The 24,010-nt window shown below is 67.7% G+C and carries 26 protein-coding genes; 12 read left to right on the top strand and 14 right to left on the bottom strand.

Features of this window, described 5'->3' with window-relative positions; all coding sequences use genetic code 11:
- Positions 1–3: 3 nt before the first annotated feature.
- Both H8B03_RS04915 and H8B03_RS04910 read right to left on the bottom strand, forming a co-directional pair.
- Positions 4–636, bottom strand: coding sequence for a hypothetical protein (locus H8B03_RS04915; RefSeq protein WP_193140611.1), 633 nt, complete (start codon positions 634–636; stop codon positions 4–6).
- A 113-nt stretch (positions 637–749) separates the two neighbouring features.
- Positions 750–1,439: a 1-acyl-sn-glycerol-3-phosphate acyltransferase gene (locus H8B03_RS04910; protein ID WP_193140762.1), complete on the bottom strand. Its 690-nt coding sequence runs from the start codon at positions 1,437–1,439 to the stop codon at positions 750–752.
- 169 nt (positions 1,440–1,608) lie between these two features.
- Between H8B03_RS04910 and H8B03_RS04905 the strand changes: the two genes are divergently transcribed.
- Complete coding sequence (locus tag H8B03_RS04905; protein ID WP_193140610.1) at positions 1,609–2,427, top strand: zinc-ribbon domain-containing protein; 819 nt, start codon at positions 1,609–1,611, stop codon at positions 2,425–2,427.
- Here H8B03_RS04905 and H8B03_RS04900 read toward each other — a convergent pair.
- From H8B03_RS04900 to argH, 6 genes are all read right to left on the bottom strand, one after another.
- Entirely contained in the window at positions 2,424–4,943 is a 2,520-nt protein-coding gene (locus H8B03_RS04900; RefSeq protein WP_193140609.1) for a TIGR02302 family protein, read from the bottom strand. The genes H8B03_RS04905 and H8B03_RS04900 overlap by 4 nt on opposite strands.
- Before the next feature lie 123 nt (positions 4,944–5,066).
- Entirely contained in the window at positions 5,067–6,344 is a 1,278-nt protein-coding gene (gene lysA, locus H8B03_RS04895) for a diaminopimelate decarboxylase (protein ID WP_193140608.1), read from the bottom strand.
- Between the two features lie 144 nt (positions 6,345–6,488).
- The gene (locus H8B03_RS04890; protein WP_394355445.1) at positions 6,489–6,812 is read right to left on the bottom strand and encodes a DUF2834 domain-containing protein; all 324 of its coding nucleotides are present in this window, start codon (positions 6,810–6,812) and stop codon (positions 6,489–6,491) included.
- A 61-nt stretch (positions 6,813–6,873) separates the two neighbouring features.
- Positions 6,874–7,023, bottom strand: a complete 150-nt coding sequence (locus H8B03_RS04885; RefSeq protein ID WP_193140607.1) for an argininosuccinate lyase — start codon at positions 7,021–7,023, stop codon at positions 6,874–6,876.
- A complete protein-coding gene (locus H8B03_RS04880; RefSeq protein WP_193140606.1) occupies positions 7,023–7,334 on the bottom strand; it encodes a hypothetical protein in 312 nt (103 codons plus the stop codon). Before H8B03_RS04880 ends, H8B03_RS04885 begins: the two co-directional genes overlap by 1 nt.
- A complete protein-coding gene (argH, locus tag H8B03_RS04875) occupies positions 7,331–8,722 on the bottom strand; it encodes an argininosuccinate lyase (RefSeq protein WP_193140605.1) in 1,392 nt (463 codons plus the stop codon). Before argH ends, H8B03_RS04880 begins: the two co-directional genes overlap by 4 nt.
- 147 nt (positions 8,723–8,869) lie before the next feature.
- Here argH and H8B03_RS04870 point away from each other — a divergent pair, with 147 nt between their 5' ends.
- The 7 genes from H8B03_RS04870 (at position 8,870) to H8B03_RS04840 (ending at position 15,408) form a co-directional block, all read left to right on the top strand.
- On the top strand, positions 8,870–9,430 hold the full coding sequence (locus H8B03_RS04870; protein ID WP_193140604.1) for a TlpA disulfide reductase family protein: 561 nt from the start codon (positions 8,870–8,872) through the stop codon (positions 9,428–9,430).
- 505 nt (positions 9,431–9,935) lie between these two features.
- Positions 9,936–11,198 carry an imelysin family protein gene (locus H8B03_RS04865; protein ID WP_193140603.1) on the top strand — a complete coding sequence of 421 codons (1,263 nt, stop codon included), beginning with the start codon at positions 9,936–9,938 and terminating at the stop codon, positions 11,196–11,198.
- A gap of 98 nt (positions 11,199–11,296) precedes the next feature.
- Complete coding sequence (locus tag H8B03_RS04860; RefSeq protein WP_193140602.1) at positions 11,297–12,829, top strand: di-heme oxidoredictase family protein; 1,533 nt, start codon at positions 11,297–11,299, stop codon at positions 12,827–12,829.
- Positions 12,829–13,926, top strand: a complete 1,098-nt coding sequence (locus H8B03_RS04855) for an imelysin family protein (RefSeq protein ID WP_193140601.1) — start codon at positions 12,829–12,831, stop codon at positions 13,924–13,926. Before H8B03_RS04860 ends, H8B03_RS04855 begins: the two co-directional genes overlap by 1 nt.
- Before the next feature lie 4 nt (positions 13,927–13,930).
- Positions 13,931–14,512 carry a DUF1513 domain-containing protein gene (locus H8B03_RS19085; protein ID WP_193140600.1) on the top strand — a complete coding sequence of 194 codons (582 nt, stop codon included), beginning with the start codon at positions 13,931–13,933 and terminating at the stop codon, positions 14,510–14,512.
- A complete protein-coding gene (locus tag H8B03_RS19080) occupies positions 14,424–14,987 on the top strand; it encodes a DUF1513 domain-containing protein (protein WP_319022434.1) in 564 nt (187 codons plus the stop codon). The genes H8B03_RS19085 and H8B03_RS19080 overlap by 89 nt, the downstream gene beginning before the upstream one ends.
- A gap of 103 nt (positions 14,988–15,090) precedes the next feature.
- Positions 15,091–15,408: a hypothetical protein gene (locus H8B03_RS04840; RefSeq protein WP_193140599.1), complete on the top strand. Its 318-nt coding sequence runs from the start codon at positions 15,091–15,093 to the stop codon at positions 15,406–15,408.
- A 15-nt stretch (positions 15,409–15,423) separates the two neighbouring features.
- Here H8B03_RS04840 and H8B03_RS04835 read toward each other — a convergent pair whose 3' ends face one another.
- The gene (locus H8B03_RS04835; RefSeq protein WP_193140598.1) at positions 15,424–15,879 is read right to left on the bottom strand and encodes a low molecular weight protein-tyrosine-phosphatase; all 456 of its coding nucleotides are present in this window, start codon (positions 15,877–15,879) and stop codon (positions 15,424–15,426) included.
- A 51-nt stretch (positions 15,880–15,930) separates the two neighbouring features.
- Here H8B03_RS04835 and H8B03_RS04830 point away from each other — a divergent pair, with 51 nt between their 5' ends.
- A complete protein-coding gene (locus H8B03_RS04830) occupies positions 15,931–16,644 on the top strand; it encodes an NAD-dependent deacylase (protein ID WP_193140597.1) in 714 nt (237 codons plus the stop codon).
- 111 nt (positions 16,645–16,755) lie between these two features.
- A complete protein-coding gene (locus H8B03_RS04825) occupies positions 16,756–17,325 on the top strand; it encodes a YceI family protein (RefSeq protein WP_193140596.1) in 570 nt (189 codons plus the stop codon).
- 39 nt (positions 17,326–17,364) lie between these two features.
- Here H8B03_RS04825 and H8B03_RS04820 read toward each other — a convergent pair whose 3' ends face one another.
- The 5 genes from H8B03_RS04820 to meaB all read right to left on the bottom strand — a co-directional run bounded on the left by H8B03_RS04820 (position 17,365) and on the right by meaB (position 20,730).
- Positions 17,365–17,889 (bottom strand): copper chaperone PCu(A)C, encoded by a 525-nt coding sequence (locus H8B03_RS04820; RefSeq protein WP_193140595.1) that lies wholly within the window; start codon positions 17,887–17,889, stop codon positions 17,365–17,367.
- 41 nt (positions 17,890–17,930) lie between these two features.
- Positions 17,931–18,281: a hypothetical protein gene (locus H8B03_RS04815; protein ID WP_193140594.1), complete on the bottom strand. Its 351-nt coding sequence runs from the start codon at positions 18,279–18,281 to the stop codon at positions 17,931–17,933.
- Between the two features lie 124 nt (positions 18,282–18,405).
- Positions 18,406–18,693, bottom strand: coding sequence for a 50S ribosomal protein L28 (gene rpmB / locus H8B03_RS04810; RefSeq protein ID WP_193140593.1), 288 nt, complete (start codon positions 18,691–18,693; stop codon positions 18,406–18,408).
- 130 nt (positions 18,694–18,823) lie between these two features.
- Positions 18,824–19,735, bottom strand: a complete 912-nt coding sequence (locus tag H8B03_RS04805) for a DMT family transporter (RefSeq protein WP_193140592.1) — start codon at positions 19,733–19,735, stop codon at positions 18,824–18,826.
- On the bottom strand, positions 19,735–20,730 hold the full coding sequence (meaB, locus tag H8B03_RS04800) for a methylmalonyl Co-A mutase-associated GTPase MeaB (RefSeq protein WP_394355444.1): 996 nt from the start codon (positions 20,728–20,730) through the stop codon (positions 19,735–19,737). Before meaB ends, H8B03_RS04805 begins: the two co-directional genes overlap by 1 nt.
- A 92-nt stretch (positions 20,731–20,822) precedes the next feature.
- On the opposite strand from meaB, the gene H8B03_RS04795 reads away from it, so the two are divergent.
- Positions 20,823–21,533 carry a DUF3108 domain-containing protein gene (locus H8B03_RS04795; RefSeq protein WP_193140591.1) on the top strand — a complete coding sequence of 237 codons (711 nt, stop codon included), beginning with the start codon at positions 20,823–20,825 and terminating at the stop codon, positions 21,531–21,533.
- Positions 21,530–23,974: an ATP-dependent helicase HrpB gene (hrpB, locus tag H8B03_RS04790; protein WP_319022433.1), complete on the top strand. Its 2,445-nt coding sequence runs from the start codon at positions 21,530–21,532 to the stop codon at positions 23,972–23,974. The genes H8B03_RS04795 and hrpB overlap by 4 nt, the downstream gene beginning before the upstream one ends.
- Positions 23,975–24,010 lie beyond the last annotated feature (36 nt).

Raw genomic sequence — 24,010 nt, 5'->3', positions numbered from 1 at the left:
CGGTCAGAAGCGGAAGGTCGCGGTGAACTTCACATAGGGCAGGACATTGGGGGCATCATCCTCGGCGTCCTTGATTTCCTTGTTCAGGTCGGCTTGCGACACCTGCCCCGACTTGTCCGTCAGCGACACATCAAAACCCCCGGTGTACATCGCCCCAAGATCGGCGCTGAGGGTCCAGCGCGGGCTGACCTGGCCGTCGTAGCCCAGCGAAATCATCGGCATCACCGAGTTCGTGGTGTCGGCGCTGTAGCGCAGGTTCACGTTGTTGTAGCTGTTGTTGCCCACGGTTCCGCTGCCGCGCCCGGTGCCATCCACGTCATAGCCGCTGAACATGGCGCCGCCGGTGACCCTGAGCCCACCGATCCCGGTGTAGTAGTCCCCCAGCAGGCCAATGCCGCCCAGCTGAGCCTCGTAATCATACTTGATGCCGTCGTCGGTTTCCTTGTCGTCGACCGACAGGTAGCCCACCGGCACGCGCAGGCCAAAGCGATCGCTGACGCGATAGGTGCCTTCCAGCGTGGCGCCCAGGGTGGACAGGCCGAAGCCCAGTCCGAACTCCCCCGGCTCTTGCGCAAGAGTGGCGACGGGCACAACGCCAGCGGCGATGAGGATCAGGGCTTTGGTCACGTTTTCCATGGAATCATCTTGGCAGCTGAGAAATCCATACGTCCACTAAGACCGAGAATCCCTAACAAGTCATGTGAAAACCACGTGATAGATCCGCCGGAACGCCGTCTGATGCAAAAAAATTACGTTGCGTCAAACTTCAGGCCGGCCTCGGCCATCAGAAGCTTCGAGCGGGTCTCGACAACCTCCTCAAGCGCGGTCATGAAGGTCCCGATTTCCTGACCCGGCGGGATCGGATCCAGAAAGTCCACCACCGCAGTACCGGGTTTGCGCAACACCCCCGACCGCGGCCAGAACACCCCGACATTGGTGGCCGCGGGCACGCAGGGCTGGCCCAGCTTGCGGTACAGCACCCCGGTGCCGATCTTGTACGGCAGCGTGGCGCGCGGTGCGACGCGGGTGCCCTGCGGATAGATGATAAGCTGGCCCGGCAAGCTGCGCCCGGCGGCCACGTCCCGGACCATCTGTTCCATCGCCGGCCCGCGCTTGCCGCGATCTACCGGCACGCAGCCGATGCGCAGGGCGTACCAGCCCAGGATCGGCGCCCGCACCAGTTGCTTCTTCATGATGAACTTGGGCCGCGGCACGACCGAGCAGATCATGATGATGTCGAAGAAACTCTGATGTTTCGAGGCGATCATCACCTCGTCGCGGGGGACCTCGCCGCGAATCTCGGACTTCAGGCCGATCATCCAGCCAGCCGACCAGCGCACATAGCGGCAATAGGCCCGGATGCCAGCGAAGGCGCCACGTCGGTCGAAAATGGCCCAAGGGGTATAGACCACCGCCAGAACCGCCATCATCAGATACATCTGGCCGTTGAAGATCAGTGACCGAAGCCATTGAATCGCCTGCACGCCGTTCCCCTCCCGCGTCAATTCCGCCTGTCTATGCCTGCCCGCCCTGCCAAGCGCAACCGCACGATGCTTTGCGCCGGCGCGGCGGGAAGCCTATAGTCGCCGCACCGAACCGAAAGGGCGCTTGAGCGAGCACATGCGGATCATCTGTCCTGACTGTCAGGCGAAATACGACATACCCGACGCGGCCATCCCCGCCGCCGGGCGCGAGGTCCAATGTGCCCGCTGCGCCCACGCCTGGTACCAGCTTCCGCTGACCGGCGCGGCAGCGGTTGTGGCGCCGCGTGACAAGGCGCGTGACGAAGAAGACGCCGAAGACGCCGAAGACGCCCTGCCCCCCGACACGACAGCCCGGCTGGACACGGAAACCGGCGCGCCCTCGCCCCGGCGGGAACTGGACCCAAGCCTGTTGTCGGTGCTGCGCGAAGAAGCCAAGCGCGAGGCGGCGGTGCGCGCCGGCAAGGAGGACGTCCTGCCGCCCGCTGCCGCAACGCCGGAACCCGCCGCGCCCTCGGGCGCCAGCGCCCGTCTGGCCCGCCTGAAGGCCGCAGAGACCTCTGGGACGCCGCTGACGCCCGATACCGAAGCGGCAGTGGAAGATCCCGGTGCTGCCACCCGCAGCCCGCAGCCGCCGCTTCTGACCGCGGCCGGGGCCACCGCTGAACAGGCAAGGCCTGGACGCGATCTGCCAGTGCCGATCTCCTCGACCGAATTGGCGGTGATCGCGCAACGGCGGCGGCGGACCGGCTTTCGTCTGGGATTCGGGCTGACCGCCGGGCTGGCCTGTCTGGCGGTGGGGGCATATCTGGCCGCGCCGCATGTGGCGGCCATCCTGCCGCAAGGCACGCCCTATGCGGATCTGGTGATTGCCCATGGCAACCGGGTACAGGCGCAACTGATCGAGGCGCTCAGCCAGCTTCTGGCCCCACGCTCGGCGCTCTAGAACCGGTCCAGCAAACGGCGCAGGTAGTCCAACTCGACCTCGGGGCGGGACTGGTCGCCCGACCGGCGGCGGATTTCGTCCAGCAGGTCGCGGGCGCGGCGATAGACATCCTCGTTCTGCAACAGCCGTTCGCGCGTGCCGAACTGACCGTCGCCAGTGGCCTCGCGGCCCAGCGGATCAAGGCGGTTGCCGGGGGCGGTCTCGCCCAGCTGCTCGCCGCCCTGCCCCTGACCCGGCTGTTCCTGCGCCAGTTCACGGCCCAGATCGCGGATGCCGTCGCGCAGGCGGTCCATGGCCTCGGACTGGCTGTCCATGGCCCCGGCCAGATCGTTGCGGCGCAAGGCCTCTTCGGCCTCATCCATGGCGCGGCCCGCCCCTTCCAGCGCCTCGCGCGCGGCGTCCGAGCCTTCGCCGGTACCCGGCAGCGATTGCTGCTGGTTGCGCAGGGTGTCGCGCAGCGCCTGCTGGCGGTCGGCCAGATCCTGCGCCAGCCCCTCGGTGCCCTGCGGGGCGCCGTTTTCGCCCCCCGGCTGGCCGGGCTGGCCTTGTCCGGGCTGTCCCTGACCTTGCCCCAGCTCGCGCCCCGGCTGCTGCCCCTGCAGCCCCTGGAACGAATCGTCGGACAGGTTCTGCTGGTCGCGCAGGGTCTCGCGCAAGCCGTTCAGCGCCTGCTGGCCCTGGCTTCCCTGCCCGCCGGGCTGGCCCTGGGCCATCTGCATGTTCTGCATCATCCGGGCGATCTGATCGAGCAACTGCTGCGCCTCGGCCATCCGGCCTTCCTGCATCAGCTGTTGCAGGCGGTCGAGCAGGTCTTCCAGCTGCTGGCCGGTAATCTCCTGCCCTTCGGCGAACTCACGCTCCTGATCGTTGTCGCGCTGCTGCTGTGCCAGTTGGCGCATGACGTCCTGCATCGCTTCGCGCAGTTCCTGCATCAACTGATCGATTTCGCTGTCCGTGGCGCCGTCGCGCATCGCTTCGGCCAGCTTTTCCTGCGCGCGGCGCAGTCGCGCCATGGCATCGGATAGATCGCCTTCTTCGATCTTGAGGGCCAGTTCCCACAGGGTTTCGGCCATGTCCTCCTGCAACTCCTGGTCGATGTCGGCGGGTGCCGAGGCTTCCAGCGCGCGGGCGATGGTGCGGACCCGCAGATAATCGGTCTGGATCTGGAACAGGTCTTCGGGCCGATGCGAAATCGCCCGCAAGAGCTGCGCCACGCGCGGCGCGTTGGCCCGCGCCCACAGCAGATCGCGGCGTTGTTCGATCAGCGCCTGCGCCAGCGGTTCGAAGAACCGGCGCGCCGGCAGGGTCAGGGTCAGGGGATCGCTGGCGCCCGTGTTGCCGGCGGCATCGGTCACCCGGAAAGTCATCACCACCGGCAGCCCGGCCCAGGGATGTTTCGAGAAATCCTCGACTAGGATCTCGGAGAACGCCTCGCGCCCACCGGTGATCGGCATCGGCAGGGCGGCGATCACCGGCGCGCGCGGGTCGGGGTCGGCGGCCAGACCGTAGCTGCGCGGCACCGCCGGCAGATCAAGGGCGAACTCGACCTCTCCGGCCTCGACGCCATAGTCATCGCTGGCGGCAAAGGGCTGCGAAAACTCGCCGTCGACTTTGACTTCCAGCGGCCCCTCGGGCGCGACCTGCGGCGGCGCATCGGTGGCCAGCGTGATGATCCATTCCGCCCCGCCTTCGCCAAGGATGGCCAACTCGCCCGCTTGCGTCACTTCGAAGGCCTGCGACGGGGCCGCGGCGCTGTCCAGCTCGCCGGTGCGGCCCGAGACGGTTTCCGAGACCGCCAGATCGCCCGGCCTGCCGTAGAGCCGCAGGTCGATCCGGGTGCCCGCAGGCAGGGTCAGCGCGCCGGGCGGCAGGTCGTTCAGATACAGGCTGGGCCGCCCGGTATAGGCGGGCGGGGTCAGCCAGCCTTCCCAAGACGGGCCCGCGATCACCGTGCCCGAGCCCGCCAGCGGGCTGTTGTGCGCCGGATCGAGCCGCAGGACCGAGCCGAACAGAAGCGCTATCGCAAACAGGGTCAGCGCGGTGTAGCGCAGCCCATAGCGGTCAAATCGCGACAGGTGCAGATCGGGCACCACGGCGCGGGCGCGGGACAGCCTGGCCGCCATGCGCGAGCGATGCGCGGCCCAGACCTGCTCCGACCCGGCATCCCCGGCACCGATTGCCTGCGCATCGCGCAGCGCCGCAATCGGGCGTCCGGACAGCGAGGCATCCAGCCGCTCTTCGGCCTCGACCCAGGACGGCCAGCGGAACCGGCGCAGCGCCCACCACAGGCTCCAGACCCCGGCCAGCGAAGCCCCCAGGTAGGCACCCCAGTAGAGTTCAACCGGCGCCTGCTCCAGCACCCCCAGCATGGCCACCGCGACGACCGTCAGCAGAACGGCCCAGAGCGGCCAGAAGGCGCGCACCCCACGTTCGGCCACCAGCCCCAGAAGGGTCAGCCGCAACGGCCAGCGCAGACGCTTGGCCGGATCGAGGATCCGGGTGGAGGGAGAAGTCATGCCGACCTCCGCGGCGCTGGGATACAGCGTTTCACGCTGAAACGGTAACCCAGCGTCGCAAAAGGTCAAAGGCCGGGGCGATCACAAATGCCTGTCAGGGCGGTTTTTCGCGGGCAGCAGCGCTCAGGTGTCGGCGTCCAGCCAGTCGGGCACCCGATCGCGGCCGATCATTTCCTCGAAACTGGGGCGCGCCCGGATCACCGCCCATTTGTCGCCCTGCACCAGAACCTCGGGGATCAGGGGGCGCGAGTTGTATTCCGACGCCATCACCGCGCCATAGGCCCCGGCCGAGCGGAAGGCGACCAGATCGTCGGGTTGCAACACCGGCATCGGACGTTGCCGGGCAAAGGTATCCCCCGATTCGCAGACCGGGCCGACGATGTCGTAGGGCTGCTGCTCGGCCCCGGCGGCGGGCTCGATCACCGGCACGATGTCATGGTGCGCGTCGTACATGGACGGGCGCACCAGATCATTCATCGCCCCGTCGAGGATCAGGAAATCCCGGCCCTCGCCGGATTTCACATAGATCACCTTGCTGACCATGATGCCGGCATTGCCGGAAATCAGGCGGCCCGGCTCGATCTCGACCTCGCAGCCCAGATCGCCCACCGTGCGCTTGATCAGATCGCCATAATCGCGCGGCAGCGGCGGTGCCTCGTTTGACCGCGTGTAGGGGATGCCCAGACCGCCGCCCAGATCCAGACGGCGGATGTCATGGCCGTCGGCGCGCAGGGCGCGGGTCAGTTCGGCCACCTTGGTATAGGCCAGCTCGAACGGCTCAAGCTCCACCAGTTGCGAGCCGATGTGGACGTCAATGCCCACAACCTCGATCCCCGGCAGGGCGGCGGCCTCGGCATAAACCTCGCGGGCGCGGGAAATCGGGATGCCGAACTTGTTCTCGGACTTTCCGGTCGCGATCTTGGCATGGGTGCGGGCATCCACGTCCGGGTTCACCCGGATGGCGATCGGGGCGCGCAGACCCATCGAGGCCGCGACCTCGGACAGCGCCCGCATCTCGGGTTCGGATTCGACGTTGAACTGGCGGATGCCGCCTTCCAGCGCCGCGCGCATTTCGTCACGGGTCTTGCCAACGCCGGAAAACACGATGCGGTCACCGGGCACCCCGGCGGCCTTGGCGCGGGCATATTCGCCGCCCGAGACCACGTCCATCCCGGCGCCCTCGGCGGCCAGCAGCTTCAGCACCGCCACGTTGGAATTGGATTTCATCGCGAAGCAGACCAGATGCTCCAGCCCGTCCAGGGCCTCGTCGAACAGGCGGAAATGCCGGGTCAGCGTGGCGGCGGAATAGCAGTAGAACGGCGTGCCGACCTGCGCGGCAATCTCGGCCACGGGTACATCCTCGGCGTGCAGTACGCCCTCGCGATAGAGAAAATGATCCATGACCCTGGCCCCCGGCAATTCACACCCGCGCCTCTTAGCAGACAGTTGCCGGTAATCAACAGAACAGATCGGGGCGGGACCGCTGCCCTTATCGGCCCCCGCCGCCGCCACTTGCCCGCACAAGATGGCGATGGAAACGCGGCTCTAGCGTCCGCCCAGCCGCAGGAAGGCAAACAGCGGCAGGCCACAGCTGACACCGATGCAGAAAGTCGCCGGGATGGCCAGAAGGCAGGACCACCGCCGCGTTTGCAGGGTGTCGCGAACAACCCAGACCGTCAGCGCGATGGCCGCAATGGTCAGATCCCAGGTCAGGCCGGTGGTGCTGTCGTTCACGTACCAGGCGTCGATCAACCCGCCCAGTCCGCCGCCTTCGACCCGCATGAAGCGGAGGAAGTAATACATCGGATGGATGGCGCCCCAGATCGCAAGGATCAGGAACAGGCCACGCCAGGACAGCAGGTTGTGCATCGGGACCTCGCTTGCAGGGTTTCCCGACACATAGGGCAGCCCCGGCGGAAGTCGCGCCGGATCAGCGCTTGACCACGCCCACACGGGCATCGCCGGTGACCTTGACGCCGGTGGCGGGTTTTTCCTTGGGCGGCGGGGCGACCGGCGGGCCTTCCAGACCGCAACCGGTCAGCAGAAAGGCCAGCCCGAAGGCCGCGGCGAGGCGGATCATCAGATGCCCAGCCTCAGGCCGCCAGTTCCCAGACCGATGCGCACCGGGCTGTTGCCGACCCGGACCGAAGCGCCGGCCCCATGGGTGCCCACGGTCACATCAACCTTGTCGGTTTGCACCACGTCGACAGCCGCATAGGTGCCCGAGGTGCTGACCCCGGCACTGACCCGTCCCGACTGCACGCCGGCATGGGCCCCTGCCCCACCGGGCCCCACCGAGGCGCCAAGGTCGGGCTGCGGGGGGCCACAGGCACTCAGTCCGGCGGCCAGAATCAGAACGGCGAAGAGTCGGTACAGGCGGGCGAGGGTCATGTGAGGGTCTCTCTCCAACGGGCAATCTGGGTCCGCACCTGGCTGGGCGCGGTGCCGCCAAAGCTGGTGCGGCTTGCCACCGAATTATGCACACCCAGCACGTCAAAGATATCCCCCCGGATGCCGTCGTGTACCGATTGCATGTCCTCAAGGGTGAGATCGGGCAGATCGACACCGCGACCCTCGGCCATCGCCACAAGCGCGCCGGTGACGTGATGGGCGTCGCGGAACGGCAGGTTCAACTCTCGCACCAGCCAGTCTGCCAGATCGGTTGCGGTGGAGAATCCCGAGGACGCCGCGGCCTCCAGCGCATCCTTGTTGCCGGTCATATCCGTGGCCATCCCGGTCATCGCCGCCAGCGCCAGCATCAGCGTATCGGCGGCATCGAAGACCTGTTCCTTGTCTTCCTGCATGTCCTTGGAATAGGCCAGCGGCAGCCCCTTCATCACCGTCAGCAACGCCACATTGGCCCCGACGATGCGACCGATCTTGGCGCGAATCAGTTCCGCCGCGTCCGGGTTCTTCTTCTGCGGCATGATCGACGAACCGGTCGAGAACCGGTCCGAGAGCGTCACGAAACGGAACTGCGCCGAGGACCAGATCACCAGCTCTTCCGACAGGCGCGACAGATGCATCGCACAGATCGAACTGGCGGCCAGGAATTCCAGCGCGAAGTCGCGGTCGCTGACCGCATCCAGCGAATTGGCCATGGGCCGGTCAAAGCCCAATGCCGCCGCCGTGGCATGGCGATCGATGGGGAAAGAGGTGCCCGCCAATGCTGCCGCCCCCAGCGGGCTTTCGTTCATCCGCGCGCGGGCATCGGCAAAGCGCGACTTGTCACGGCCGAACATTTCGACATAGGCCATCATGTGATGGCCCCAGGTCACCGGCTGGGCGGTTTGCAGATGGGTAAAGCCCGGCATCACCCAGTCGGCCCCGGCCTCGGCCTGCGACAGCAACGCCTTTTGCAGCGCCTCCAGTCCCTGCACGGCGGCATCGCATTGGTCGCGCACCCACAGGCGGAAATCGGTCGCCACCTGATCGTTGCGCGACCGGGCGGTGTGCAGACGGCCCGCCGCCGCGCCGATCAATTCGCGCAGCCGCGCCTCGACGTTCATATGGATGTCTTCCAGCGCCGCCGAGAAGGCAAATTCGCCGCCGTCGATCTCGGCCTTGACGCGGGTCAGACCGTCGGTGATCGCGGCCAGATCCTCGCCAGTGATGATGCCCTGCGCGGCCAGCATCGCGGCATGGGCCTTGGACCCGGTGATATCCTGATCGCTGAGACGCTGGTCATAGCTGATCGAGGCGTTGATCGCCTCCATGATCGCGTCGGGCCCGGCGCTGAACCGCCCGCCCCACATCTGATTGCTCGACCGCTCGCCCATGGTGACCCTCGCTGTGAAATCCTGCGCGACTCTATAGGCAAGCCGCCGGGGCGGCGCAAATCGCTTCACAACCCCGCGTGCTGGGGCCTGCCGCGCTTGACCTTGTGGGGCGAGACGGCACATCTGGACGAAATACAGGAGACTGCGATGAAATCCGTGATCCTGGCCACGCTGCTGGCCCTGACCCCCGTTCTGGCGCAGGCCGAAACCGATCTGGACAGCCTGAATGCCCTGCGCGACGGCGACATGAAGAAGCTGGTGTTCCACGAGACGCCCAAGCCCGCGTCGGAACAGGCCTTTTGGGACGTGGATGGAAGCACGCTGACATTGGCCGATTTCGAGGGCGAGATCGTACTGCTGAACTTCTGGGCCACATGGTGCGCACCCTGCCGCAAAGAGATGCCGGGGCTGAACCGCATTCAGGCCGAGATGGGGGACGATGGCTTTCGCGTGGTAACCTTGGCCACGGGCCGCAACAACCCCGCCGGGATCGACCGTTTCTTCTCTGAATACGGGATCACCCACCTGCCCCGCTATACCGACCCCAAGCAGGCGGTGGCGCGGGAAATGAGCATTCTGGGCCTGCCGATCACCGTGATCCTGAACCGCGACGGACAAGAGATCGCCCGCCTGCGCGGCGACGCGGAATGGGACAGCGACAGCGCCCGCGCCATCCTCACCGCCCTGAAAGAGGCCGGCGCAGGCTGACACCGCAAGCGACCTGAGCGCCAACACCCTGTCCTTCACCGAGTTCCCCCGGAACGGCCCCGCGAAGGCCGAATCGGGTAAGGCCACGACAGCCGGTGAAGGCGACATCCGGCCCGCCCGGAACACAGGCGGCGGGGTCTGCCAAAGGAAGCTGGCCGCCCGATTTGGCGTACCTGCATGGTTCCAGCCGTGGCAGGTTGTGGCCTCGCCTGCGACAATAGCCCCAACGCCTGCCCTGTGGACTCAGCGCCATCCCCGACAACGCCAACCTGCGCAAGGATGGCGCGGCCCTGACTGACGAAGTTGCTTCGGTACATGAAAACAACGCGTTGCGGATCCACACCAAGGGCCAGATGTCGGAGGCGGACATCGTGGCAGGCTGTTTCGGCCCTCTCGCAATTTTCCCGATTATTTTTGTCGGAAAGGGTTTTCCCGACAAAAACCATCGGCTAACGTCCGCGCAATGCCCGCCCCTTTCCGGCGGGCCTTGATTTAAGGAGATACCATGCCCCGTCCCACCCTGCGCCTTGCCGCTTTGCTGCTGTCCGCAGCCCCGCTGGCCACGGCGGCCCATGCCGCCGATCCCGCCGCCGTTGTCGCCAATTACGCCGACATCGCCCATGCCGGTTTCGAGGACAGCCTGATCCGGGCGCGCGAATTGAACGCCGCCGTCGATGCCCTGATCGCCGCGCCGTCCGACGCAACACTGGACGCCGCCAGGGCCGCCTGGATCGCCGCCCGCGTGCCCTATCAGCAGACCGAGGTTTTCCGCTTCGGAAACCCGGTGGTCGATGACTGGGAAGGCAAGGTGAACGCCTGGCCGCTGGACGAAGGGCTGATCGACTACATCGACCCGATGCTGGGCGCCAATGACGAGAACCCTTATTCGGTGGTCAACGTGATCGCCAACCCGACCTTCGAGATTTCCGGCACCACGGTCGACGCCACCGAGATCACCCCGGCGCTGCTGGAAAGCCTGCACGAGATCGACGGCATCGAGGCCAATGTCGCCACCGGCTACCACGCCATCGAATTCCTGCTCTGGGGGCAGGACCTGAACGGCACCGGACCCGGCGCAGGCGCGCGTCCGGCCAGCGATTTCGATCCGGCCAACTGTACGGGTGGCAACTGTGACCGCCGGGTTGCCTATCTGAAGGCCGCAACCGACCTGCTGATTTCGGATCTTGAAGACATCGTCGCCGCCTGGGGCGAAGGTGGCCAGGGCCGCGCCGATGTGACCGCCGACCCGCTGCAGGGTATGGTCATGGCCTTCACCGGCATGGGCTCGTTGTCCTACGGCGAACTGGCGGGCGAGCGCATGAAGCTTGGCGTGCTGCTGCACGATCCGGAAGAAGAGCAGGACTGCTTCTCGGACAACACCCACGCCAGCCATTTCTTTGACGGCGTGGGCATCCGCAACGTCTATACCGGCAGCTACACCCGCATCGACGGCAGCATTGTCGAAGGCCCCTCGCTGCAAGATGTGGTGGCCAGCGCCGATGCCGATCTGGCAACCAACCTGCTGAGCGATCTGGATGCCAGTGTCGCGGCTCTGGGCGGGCTGGTGGCTTCGGCCGAGGCCGGCACAGCCTATGACCAGCTGCTGGGCATGGGCAACCCCGAGGGCAACGCGCTGGTTCAGACCGCCATCGACGCGCTGGTCGCCCAGACCCGCAACATCGAACGGGCCGTGGATGTGATCGGGCTGGACGGTGTCGGCATCGAAGGCTCCGACAGCCTGGATGCGCCCAACGCCGTGTTCCAATAACCAAGGCTAGACCCACTGCGACGGGCGGCGGTCCTGCCGCCCGTCCGCTTTTCCGGGCGTCCTGCCCGACCTGATGCCCCCAAACTGCGACCCCCGCCATGATCCGAACCGCCCTTCTTGCTCTGGCCGTGACAGCCGCCGCGCCACTGGCCGCGCAAACCCCGCCCGCAGGGCCGTGGGGAGAGCCGCATCTGTCGCACGCGCCGCGCGCCCCGGAAGATGCCACCCGCATCGCCCGCGTTACCGCGCCCACGCAGACCTTCGACACCGCAGAGAAGTTCGAGACCCACCCCGCCGGGGCGGCCACCAAATTCGCCGCGCCGTCGCGCAACGCGTTTTCCTTCCCCTCGGCCAACATGGCCTTTGCCCGCGAGATGGATTTCAGGCTGGGCAACGGGCTGTTCAAGAAGCTTTGGGTCACGGCGCCGGCCTCGACCAAATCCTCTGACGGGCTGGGTCCATTGTACAATGCGCGGGCCTGCCAGCGCTGTCATATCAAGGACGGGCGCGGTCATCCGCCGGCCGGGCCAGAGGAAAGCGGCGTGTCGATGCTGCTGCGCCTGTCGATCCCCGATGCGGCCTCGGACCTGCCGGGCGAAACACTGGCCTATGTGTCGAACGCGCCCGAACCCACTTATGGGCTGCAACTGCAGGACAAATCCATTGCCGGGCTGGCCGCCGAGGGCCGCATCGCGATCCGCTACGCCGATGTACCGGTGACGCTGGGCGATGGCACCACGGTCACCCTGCACCAGCCGCGGTACGCCGTGGCCCACCCCGCCCATGGCCCGTTGCATCCCGACACCCAGATCAGCCCGCGCATCGCGCCGCAAATGATCGGGCTGGGGCTGATCGAAGCGATCCCCGAGGCCGACATTCTGGCCCATGCCGACCCGCAGGATCGCGACGGAGACGGCATCTCGGGCCGTCCCAACGCGGTCTGGTCGAAGGCGCACGGGCAATGGATGCTGGGCCGGTTCGGGCTCAAGGCAGGCTCCCCCAGCCTGCGCGAGCAATCGGCGGATGCGTTTTCCGGCGATATCGGGCTGTCCACTTCGCTGCACCCGGCGGCCTGGGGCGATTGCACCGAGGCCCAGCCGCTGTGCCGCGCCGCACCCGATGGCACCCAAGGCGCGCCGGATGGGCTGGAAGTCTCGGACCAGGTGCTGGACCTTGTCACCTTCTACAGCCGCAACCTGGCCGTGCCCGCCCGCCGCGATCCCGAAGACCGCCGGGTTCTGCGCGGCAAGGCGCTGTTCTACAAGGCCGGCTGCACCGCCTGCCACAGACCGAAATACGTCACCCACCGCCTGCCCGACCGCCCCGAACAAAGCTTCCAGCTGATCTGGCCCTATTCCGACTTCCTGCTGCATGACATGGGCGAGGGTCTGGCCGACAACCGCCCTGAATGGCAGGCCACGGGCCGCGAATGGCGCACCCCGCCGCTGTGGGGGATCGGGCTGACCGCAACGGTTTCAGGCCATACCCGGTTTCTGCACGATGGCCGCGCAGGCTCGCTCCTTGAGGCGATTCTGTGGCATGGCGGCGAGGCCGAAGCCGCCCGCGAGAGCGTCCGCATGATGCCCGCCGAAGACCGTGACGCCCTGATCCTGTTTCTGGAGTCCCTGTGATGATCCGCCTGACCGCCCTGTTGTTCACCGCCGCCCTGCTGGCGTCCCCGCTGGCTGCGGAGAGCGCGGCTCCCGGACCCCTGCCCGACGGCAGCCACAACACCGAGCCTGGCCTGCCCTCTGGCGCGCCGGAACGGGGCGAGATCGACCACGAGGCGCTGCGTCGCCGGTCACTGGACGTGCTGGAACGGCAATTCGGCGCCTTCGACAGTGCCGCCGCCGGGCTGGCCGAAGTGGCCGCCGCCCATTGCACCGGCGAGGTCAGCGAAGACGCCCTGAAGGCGCAATTCGCGGCCACTTGGCTGGCCTGGGCACCGCTGGACAGCTACCAGTTCGGCCCGATCCAGAACACCGGCGCCGCGCTGACCGTGAACTTCTGGCCCGACAAGAAGAACTTCGTGGGCCGGGGTCTGCGCGCGCTGCTGGAACTGCCGCCGGACCAGCAGGCCGACCCATCGGTTGTGGCCGGGGCCTCGGCCGCCGCGCAGGGGCTGCCGGCGCTGGAAATGCTGCTCTACACCGATCTGCCGCTCTGCCCGGCGGTGGTCGGGATATCGGGCTACATGGCGGGGCTGTCTCACGAAGTGTACCAGCAGTGGTTCGGTGCCGACGGATGGGCCGATCTGGCGCGCACGGCAGGGCCGGACAACCCGGTTTACCGAACGGCCGAGGAATTCACCAAGACGCTCTACACCGCTGTGGACTTCGGACTTGTCCGCGTCGCGGAGGCGCGGCTGGGCCGCCCGCTGGGCACCTATGAGCACAGCTTTCCCACGCGGGCCGAGGCCTGGCGCTCGGGCCTGACCGACCAGATCATCCACGCCCAGTTGCGCGGGCTGGAAGACCTGATCGAGTTCGGCTTTGCCGGGGATGTCCGCGACCCCGACCGGGCGTGGATCCTTCAGATCTTCGGTCAGGCGCATGACCGGCTGGATGCCATCGGCACCACCATAAGCGAGGCCGTGGAGGACCCGGCCACACGCTTCCGTGTGGAATCCCTGCAGGACAAGATCGCCTACCTGCGCAGCGAGTTCGCCCGGACCGTCGGCCCGGAGCTGGGCGTGGACACCGGCTTTTCCGCTGCGGACGGGGATTGACCCCATGCGCCGCCGCAGCTTTCTGGCCCTGTCTGCCGCCGCCCTTGCCACCCCGGCGTGGAGCGCGACCACCGCCCGCTTTGTCACGGCGGCGTCGCGTCCCGACAAGTCCACCTGGCTGGTCGGCCTGTCGGACAGCGCCGAGGTCCTGTTCCAGATCCCGATCCCGTCGCGGGGCCATGCCGCCGCGACCCACCCGCTGCAGGCGCAAGCGGTGGCCTTCGCCCGCCGCCCCGGACGCTTCGCAGTGATTCTCGACTGCCTGTCGGGACGCGAAACCGCGCGTCTGTCAGCCCCCGAAGGCCGGCATTTCTATGGCCACGGGGCTTTTACCACTGACGGGCGCTATCTGCTGACCACTGAAAACGACTACGACGGGCCGGACGGGCGCATCGGCATCTGGGATGCGACCGCCGGCTACAGGCGCGTCGACGAGGTTCCCTCGGGGGGGGATCGGTCCGCACGAAATCCGGCGCCTGCCCGATGGCGGTTTTGCCGTGGCCAACGGCGGTATCCAGACCCACCCGGATTTCCAGCGCGCCAAGCTGAACCTGCCAACCATGCAGCCCAATCTGACCTACCTTGACCCGCTGGGGGGGATCGTCGAACAGGTCGCCCCGCCAGCCGAGCTGCACCAGAATTCCATCCGTCACATCGACGTGGATCGCGCGGGCCGCGTGGTGATGGCCCTGCAATGGCAGGGCGATCCGCGCCAGCCGGTGCCGCTGGCAGCCTCGCACCGTCGGGGCGAATCGTTGCGCTTTCACCCCCATCCCGACACCGCGAAACTGCGCCAGTATGGCGGCTCGGTCGCGGTTGCGGGCGATGGGTCGGAATTTGCCGTGACCGGGCCAAAGGGCGATCACATCGTGTATTTCCGGGGGGCCGATGCGGCCCCTTCAGGCGGCGACACCCTGCCCCAAGCCAGCGGCGTGGCACAGATGGGGGACGGGCTGGCCATCACCCGCACCGGTGGCCTGACCCTGCGCCGGAACGGCCGGATGTTCGATCTCGCGGGCGCGGAAAACTGGACCTGGGACAACCATCTCGTGCCGATCTGACAGATTTCGTGATCTGCCCCACACGTCAGTTTCGTTGCGTCTTTACCAAAAATTTGGCAGGCTTCGCGCATTAATCACCGCAGAGTGACATCAGAGGCAGATCATGGCACCCCATCGCACCATCCCGCTCTTCGCAATTGCGACCGCGCTTACGGTTCTGACCGCCCCGCTGGCAGAAGCCGGGCGCATCGAACAGGCCTGCAAACAATCCGACCGCGCCTCGGGCCGCGGCTCGGTCTGCACCTGCATTCAGCAGGTCGCCGACCAGATGCTCAGCCGGCGCGACCAGAAGCTGGCGGCAAGCTTTTTCCAGGACCCGCACAAGGCGCAGGAAATCCGCCAGTCGGACAATCGCCGGGACGAAAAGTTCTGGAAACGCTACAAGCAGTTCGGCTCGACCGCCGCACGCTCCTGCAGCTAGAACAACGCCACGGCCCTACAGGTCGTGCGTCGCGATGAAGCCCCGGCTGGCCACTTCGATCAGGTCCAGGGCTTCGTCGAAATCCCGCGTGTAGTAGGGGTCGGGCACCTCGCGCACCGGCTGATCGGGCGCATAGTCCAGAAACAGGCGAACCGGCGTCGTCGCGCCGGATGGACGCTGCGCCTCCACATCCGCCAGATTGCTGTGATCCATCACCAGGATCTCGTCGAATGCCGTGAAATCGTGGTGGGAAAACTGCCGTGCGCGCAGGGACGACAGGTCATAGCCGCGGGTCTTTGCGGCCCGGATCGCCGGGCCATAGGGCGGCTTGCCCACATGCCAATTGCCGGTGCCGGCGCTGTCGATCTCCAGATCCGGGGCCAGCGCCCGCAACACCCCCTCGGCCGAGGGAGAACGGCAGATGTTGCCAAGACAGACGAACAGGACGCGGCGCACGGGTGATCGGGTCATGGGTCTGTGCTATTGCATCGGACAGCGATTTCAAAGACCTCGGAGGCGGCGATGCCCGCGATTGTTGTGTTGAGTGGCGCCGGACTGTCGGCGGAAAGCGGGTTGGGCACGTTTCGGGACACCTCGGGGCTGTGGACCCAATACGACCTGAACGACGTAGCCACCCCCGAGGGCTTTGCCCGCAATCCGCAGCTTGTCCATGATTTCTACAACGCCCGCCGCGCCAATGCGCTGGCCTCGCAGCCCAATGCCGCGCATCGGGCTTTGGCACGGCTGGAAGCGGCCCTTGGGCCAGAGCTTTATTGTGTCACCCAGAACATCGATCCGCTGCTGGAACAGGCCGGGATGCGCCGGGTGGTGCACATGCACGGGCAGTTGATGCGGATGCAATGCGCCGGGTGCGGCCACTGCTGGCCTGCGCCTGCGTCCACACGGGCCGACGATCCCTGCCCGGCCTGCACCCGGCCCCATACCCGCCCCGACGTGGTCTGGTTCGGCGAGATCCCCTATCACATGGAAGAGATTGCCGACGCCTTGGAAAGCTGCGCCGTCTTCGTGTCGATCGGCACGTCGGGCAGCGTCTATCCGGCCGCGGGCTTCGTGCAGATCGCCCGCGAGGCCGGGGCGCATACGGTCGAGCTGAACCTCGAAGCCTCCGAGACCGCCTCGCAATTCGACGAGTTGCGGCAGGGACCGGCCAGCGAGGTGGTGACACAATGGGTCGAGGAAATCCTGGCCGCCCACAGCGGCATGCAGCCGGTCTAGGCCCGCACCGGTCTGCGCCCCACGGCACCGTCAAACCGCAGATGTGACTCGCAACCGATCTGTCCCTAGACTGGCCGGCACATCATCCTGTGCATTTCTGGAGGAGACATCATGCGAATCATTTCCCTTGCCGCTGGGCTGAGCCTTCTGGCCGCCCCACTGTTTGCCTGGACCCTGGACACCACCGCCTCGTCGATCAGCTATGTGTCCACCAAGAACGGCAGCACGTCAGAGGCCAACCTGCTGTCCGACCTCTCGGGAACGGTGGCCGAAGATGGCACCGCAATCGTCGAGATCTCGCTGGAATCCGTGGAAACATTCATCGACATCCGCAACGAACGCATGCGCGAGTTCGTCTTCAAGGTCGTGGATTTCCCGATTGCCACCGTTTCGGCCGCCCTGGATCCGGCCGCGATGGCGGGCTTGGCGCCGGGCAATACAACCGAGGCCAGTTTCGAGGTAACCGTGGCCACCAATGGCACCGAGGCCAGCTATGAGGCGACGGCCTATGTCACGCAGGTTGGCGAAGATCGGGTGCTGGTCGCATCGAAAGCGCCGATCATCGTGCATGCCGAAGACCTTGGCTATGACGAGGGCGTCTCGAAGCTGCAGGAGATTGCCGGGCTCGATTCGATCGAACCGACGGTCCCGGTGGCCTTCCACCTGGTATTCGACCGCTAGGGTCGTGCGGGGCCGTGCGGCCCCCACCCACCACAGGGATCAGTTGCCGCTGCCGGCCTTCATGCCCTTGCCGGACATGTCGCCGTGACCGGCCTGATGCATGCCGTGGCCGCCTTCGCCGGGCTTGCGATCCAGATCGACCACCACGTCCACCGTCATCTCGCCGGCCTTTTCGAAGGTCAGGGTCAGCGGGAAGGTCGCCCCCGGCTCCATCGGCTGGGTCAGACCCATGAACATGACGTGGTCGCCACCGCGCATCAGCATGTGCTTGCCCCCGGCGGGCACCGGGAAGCCTTCTTCCACATGGATCATCTGCATGACGCCGTTGTCGGCTTCCTTGTGGGTGTGCAACTCGACCCGATGCGCCACCGGTGCGGCGGCGGCGACCAGGCGGTCATCCTCGGCACCGGTGTTCTCGATCACCAGGAAGGCGGCGCCGGATTTGGCGGCCTTGCCGGCGCTGCGGGCATAGGCATCGGTGACGATGATGTCTGCGGCGGCGGCAGAGGCAAAGGCAAGGCCAGCGGTCATCGCCGCGGCCAGAAGGGAAAATCTGGAGGTCATTTCGGTATCCTCGAATCACGGTTTTGGGCTTGGGAAGGGGATCAGAGGATCCGCGGCGGTCCCCGCGCCCGGTGCGCGATCAAGGGGGCCGCTTCGGCCCGTGTCTGCGCCTGCGTGAATACCAGTTGCCGGGGCTGAACCTGCCGCGCGGTCAGAACAAGGGGCGCGGCAAGCCCGGCCATGGCCGACATCACGCAATCGGGGCAGACGTGGGGGCGGCTGACCGGCTGTCCGTCGCGATCCACGGTCACCGCGACCGGACCGGTGCCGGTGCACAGCACCACGGTACCGGCGACGCGGGCGGTGCCGCGCGACAGGCCCAGCTGCAGGCTGGTCAGGGCAACCAGCACGATCAGGCACAAGCCGACGACAAGGCGGATCAGGGACAGCATCGCCGCCAGCGTTAGCCCCGCCTTCGTGCCGCGCCAAGGGACGGCGTGCGGTCTGCGACAGCGTGCTGCATCAAACGCAAAAAGCCCCGCAGGAAGCGGGGCCTTGCCTCAGAACATCCGGCGATCAGGCGCTGGCCTGGGCCTTTGCGATGTCCTTCTTGATCTTCAGCGCATCCGAGGACAGCTCGGCATCCTTGGCTTTCGCCAGGTAGGCGTCCAGACCCCCGCGGTGATCCACCGAACGCAGCGCGGCATTCGAGATCCGCAGCTTGAACGAGCGGCCAAGGGTGTCGGAAATCAGCGTCACGTCCTGCAGGTTGGGCAGGAACCGGCGCTTGGTCTTGTTGTTGGCGTGGCTGACATTGTTGCCAGACATCGGGCCTTTTCCAGTCAGTTCGCAGCGGCGCGACATGGCGGTTTCCTTTGTGTTCTCTATACGGCGGGGTTCGGGCGGTCCCGAACGCGGCAAGGGTAAAACAAAGGGGCGCCGACCAGCAGCGCCCAAATGCGTTGGGAGGCTTTAGGCCCTGCGCGCTGGGGCGTCAAGCGCTTTGTACCGGTGGCGGGCGCCGCCGGGTTTCGCGCCACAGGGAATACAGACCCGCGCCCAGGATCAACGCGCTGCCCAGGTAGACCGGCAGTCCCGGCGATTCGCCGAAGATCGCCATGCCCAGAAGCACGCCGAACAGCAGCCGGGTATAGCGAAACGGTGTCACAACAGAGACTTCGCCGGTCCGCATGGCCTGTGTCAGGGCCGAATATCCGGCCACGCCGACCACGGTGGCAATGGCGATGAACCCCAGCGCCGGGGCCACAGCGCCGCTGCCCGCGCCCAGCCGTCCACCGATGCCCGTGGCCAGCAACAGCGCCCCGGTGGGCACCAGCACCGCGAATCCGCACAGGCCCAACTGCCAGTTCGACAGGCTGCGGGGCGAGGCCCGCGTGGCCAGATCACGGCCCGCGAATCCGGCCATGCCGAGCAGCGCGAAAATCGCCACCGGACCCAGCCCTTCGCCGCCGGGCCGCAGGATCAGCATCACCCCGCTCAGCCCCACGGCAATGGCCAGCCAGCGCCGCCAGCCCACCTTTTCGTGGAAGATCAGCGCCGCCCCGGCGACCACCACCAGCGGTGTCGCCTGCAGGATCGCCGACACCGTGGACAGCGGCATCAGCGCGATGGCCATGGTATAGCCCAACCGACCCAGCATCTCGGACGCCGCGCGCAGGATCATTGGGCGCGAGGCCATGTCGGGATGCCATAGCCCTTGCCGGGCGACCCGCGCCAACAGCGCGAACAGCAGCGTGCCGCCCGCCCCGAACAGCATCAGCACCAGCCCCACCGGGAAGCTGCGCGCGGCGGATTTCAGAAACACGTCTTCGATCGCGAATCCCGCCATGGCGGCGATCATCAACCCGGCCCCTTTCAGGTTGTCCGAGGCCGGGGACCGGCTCATCACCCGAGCCAGCGCAGCATCTCTTCGGCGGCTGGCCCCGGCATCTTGTCACCTGCCGCCACCGCCTTGCCCAGGTCCGCCATGCGCGCGCGCGCCTCGGCCGAACCGGTGAGTCGCGCCAGCAGCCCCTGCCGCACTTCTTCCTCGAACCAGTGGCGCGCCTGGGTGGCGCGGCGGGCGTCCCAATGGCCATGTTGGCGGCGCCATGCGGTCAGGGTTTCCATCTCGGCCCAGGTATCCGCCAGACCGGTTTCCTCGGTGGCCGAGACCATGACCGCCTTGGGAAAGCCCTGCGGGTCCTGTGGCCGCTTGCGCAGAAGCCGCAAGGCCCCGGCGTAATCGGCACAGGTGCGGGTCGCCACCGGTTTCAGGTCGCCATCGGCCTTGTTGACCACGATCAGGTCGGCGATCTCCATGATGCCGCGCTTGACGCCCTGCAACTCGTCGCCGCCAGCCGGGGCCATCAGCAGCACGAACAGGTCGGACATCTCGGCGACCATGGTTTCGGACTGGCCGACGCCCACGGTTTCAATCAGCACCACGTCGAACCCGGCCGCTTCGCACAGCGTCACCGCCTCCCGCGTGCGGCGGGCGACGCCGCCCAGTTGGGTCTGGCTGGGCGAGGGGCGGATGAAGGCCATCGGATCGCGGCTCAGCCGCTCCATCCGCGTCTTGTCGCCCAGGATCGAGCCGCCTGAGCGGGCGGAAGACGGATCCACCGCCAGCACCGCAACGCGCTTGCCCTGTGCCGTCAGCATCTTGCCGAAGGCCTCGATGAAGGTGGATTTGCCGACGCCCGGCGTGCCCGACAGCCCGATCCGCAAGGCTTGCCGACCGGCACCGCGCACCGCGTCCAGCAGGGCGTTGGCCTGCGCCCGATGATCGTCGCGGCCGCTTTCCACAAGGGTGATGGCCCGTGCCAGCGCGCGCCGCTCCCCGCGCAGGATGGCTGGCGCAAGCGTGTCTTGGGGGGCGGTCGTCATCGCCTGGGACATGGCGGCGGATCCTCCTGAACTGTCTTTGCGTTGTCTTGCCTTGGGGGCGAAGGTATGTCCAGACCAGCGGCTCTGGCGACAGGATGTGACAAATGCGCGGAATTCTTCTTGGCGGTCTGATGCTGGCAGGGCTGGCCGGCCCGGTACAGGCCGAAACGGCCACCTACAATGTCAGCTTCGCGGGCATTCGCGCCGGGATCCTGGCCTTTGACGGGTCCGAAAAGGGCGGGCGCTATGCAGTCAACGGCGCAGCCCGGCCCAGCGGGATGCTGAAGGCGCTGTTCGATGCTTCCGTCGACACCCATGCCGCGGGGCGGGTGCAGGGCAACAGCTATCGTCCGGCAAACGCCCGCGAAATCACCCGAGATGACGGCGATACCGTGACCCGCACGGTCCGCTTCTCTGGCAGCGGCGTGCCCAGCTACACCCGCACCCCGCCGCGCAAGAAACCACCGGAACATGCCGCGCCGGCCGCGCAGCAGAAGGGCACCGTGGACACCACCACCGCCGCCTATGCCATCCTGCGCGACCGCCCCGCCCATCTGGCCTGCAAGCTGGACATCGAGATCTTCGACGGCGCCAAGCGGCATCGCATCCGGCTGCACGATGCCGCGCCCACCCGCAACGGGCTGACCTGCTCGGGCACTTACAGCCGGGTGGCCGGGTTCAGCCCCGAGGACATGGCCGAACGCGTCAACTGGCCCCTGACCATGGACTATGAGCAGATGTCCAACGGCACCATGCGGGTGACCGGCCTGACCTTCCCCACCAGCTTCGGCAAAGCCCGCATCCGCCGCCGGTGACCCAGCCCCCGCCTGCCCTGCCCATCGACCCGCTGCTGCCCGAGATCTGCGCGGTGCTGGCCGCCCACGGCCGCGCCGTGCTGCAGGCACCGCCGGGGGCCGGCAAGACCACGCGGGTGCCACTGGCCCTGCTTCAGGCGGGCGTGGAGGGCCGCATCCTGATGCTGGAGCCGCGCCGCATCGCCGCCCGCGCCAGCGCCGAACGCATGGCCGCGACGCTGGGCGAACAGGTCGGCGACACCGTCGGCTACCGCATCCGGGGCGAGGCCAAGGTGTCGAAAGCCACCCGGATCGAGGTGGTGACCGAAGGCATCCTGACCCGCCGCCTGCAGAACGATCCCGAACTGTCGGGCGTCGGCGTGGTGATCTTCGACGAATTCCACGAACGCTCGCTTCAGGCCGATCTGGGGCTGGCCCTGACCTGTGAAGTGCGCGCGGCCCTGCGCGAGGATCTGCGCCTGCTGGTAATGTCGGCGACGCTGGACGCCGCGCCGGTCGCCGCCCTGCTGGACGACGCCCCGGTGCTGACCGCCGAGGGCCGTGCTTTTCCGGTGGAAACCCGCTGGCGCGACACCCCGCTGCCGCCCAAAGCCCGGCTGGAACAAGCCGTGGCCGAAACCGTGCTGCAGGCGCTGGCCGAAACCGACGGAGGCGTGCTGGTCTTCCTGCCCGGCGAGGGCGAGATTCGCCGCACCCAATCGGCGCTGGAAGGGCGCTTGCCGCCCGGTTGCCACCTGCGCCCGCTCTATGGCGCGCTGCCGCACAAGGATCAGCAGGCGGCCATTGCGCCCGCCGCCTCGGGCCGCAAGATCGTGCTGGCCACCGCCATCGCCGAAACCTCGCTGACCATTCAGGATGTGCGGGTGGTGGTGGATGCGGGGCTGTCGCGGCGGGCGCGTTTCGATCCGGCCTCGGGCATGTCGCGGCTGGTGACCGAGAAGGTCACCCGCGCCGAGGCCGAACAGCGCCGGGGCCGCGCCGGTCGGGTGGCCGAAGGGACCTGCTACCGGCTCTGGACGCGCGGCGCCGAGGGCGCGCTGGCCGCCTATCCGCCGGCCGAGATCGAGGCCGCCGATCTGACCGGTCTGGCGCTGGAACTGGCGCAATGGGGGGCCGCCCCCGGCGATCTGGCCTTCCTGACCCCGCCGCCAGAGGCCGCGCTGGCCGAGGCGCAGGCGCTGCTGCGCGATCTGGGCGCGCTGGACGGGCGTGGCGGGATCACCGCGCACGGGCGCATCCTTGCCGGTCTGCCCCTGCACCCCCGTCTGGGCCATATGCTGACCCTTGCCGGTCCGCAGGCCGCACCGCTGGCCGCCCTTCTGGAAGACCGCGACCCGCTGCGCGGGGCGGGCGCAGATCTGGATCTGCGCCTGCGCGCCCTGGCTGGCGACCGACCCGCCGCCCCCGCGCATCCGGGCGCGCTGTCGCGCCTGCGGACCGAAGCGAAACGGCTGGCCCGTCTGGCCGGACCGAAGGTTGCCCCCCTGTCGGCCGGAGAGATGGCCGCGCTGGCCTATCCCGACCGCATCGGCCTGCGCCGCCCCGGCGATGCGCCGCGCTATGTGCTGTCGGGCGGCAAGGGCGCGATGCTGGCCGACAGCGATCCGCTGGCTGGTCAACGCCTGATCGTTGCCACCGACCTGGACGGCAACCCGCGCGAGGCGAAAATCCGGCAGGCCGCGACCCTGTCCGAAAGCGCCCTGCGTGCGCTCTATGGCGACCGGATCGAGACCGCCCATGTCTGCGCCTGGTCCCGCCGCGACCGCCGCGTGCTGGCCCGTGTGCAGGACCGGCTTGGCGCGCTGGTTCTTGGCGATCAAGTCTGGCGCGACGCCCCGCCCGAGGCCATTGCCGAAGCGGCACTAGAGGGGCTGCGCGACCTCGGCCTGCGGGTGTTGAAAACCGCCCCGAAATTCGACCTGCTGCGCGCCCGCCTTGCCATCGCCCGCAGCGCGCGTCCCGATCTGCCCGACCCTGCCGAAGCGGCGCTGCTGGACAGCGCGGACAGCTGGCTTCTGCCCTTCCTGAACGGGGTGCGTAGCGAAGGCGACCTGAAGGGTTTCGACCCGGCGCCTGCGCTGCTGGCCGCGCTGAGCCACGATCAGGCGCAGGCGCTGAACCGCATCGCGCCCCCGGCTTATACCACGCCGCTGGGCCGCAAGATCGCCATCGACTATTCCGGCGACGCCCCCGAGATCGCCCTGCGCCTGCAGGAGCTGTTCGGCGAAACCCGCCATCCACAGGTGGGCGGCCAGCCGCTGCGTGTGACCCTATTGTCCCCCGCGGGCCGTCCGGTCCAGACGACGATGGATCTGCCCGGCTTCTGGGCCGGCTCTTATGCCGATGTGCGCAAGGACATGCGCGCCCGATATCCGCGTCATCCCTGGCCCGAGGATCCGACGCAGGCCGATCCGACCCTGCGCGCCAAACCCCGGAAATAGCACCCGCGTCGATTTCGGCGCGGCCTTGCCAACGGG

Origin of the sequence: Meridianimarinicoccus sp. MJW13, from assembly GCF_014901205.1 — a bacterium.
Taxonomy (GTDB): Bacteria; Pseudomonadota; Alphaproteobacteria; order Rhodobacterales; family Rhodobacteraceae; genus Meridianimarinicoccus.
This window is presented reverse-complemented; position numbering and strand designations above follow the sequence as displayed.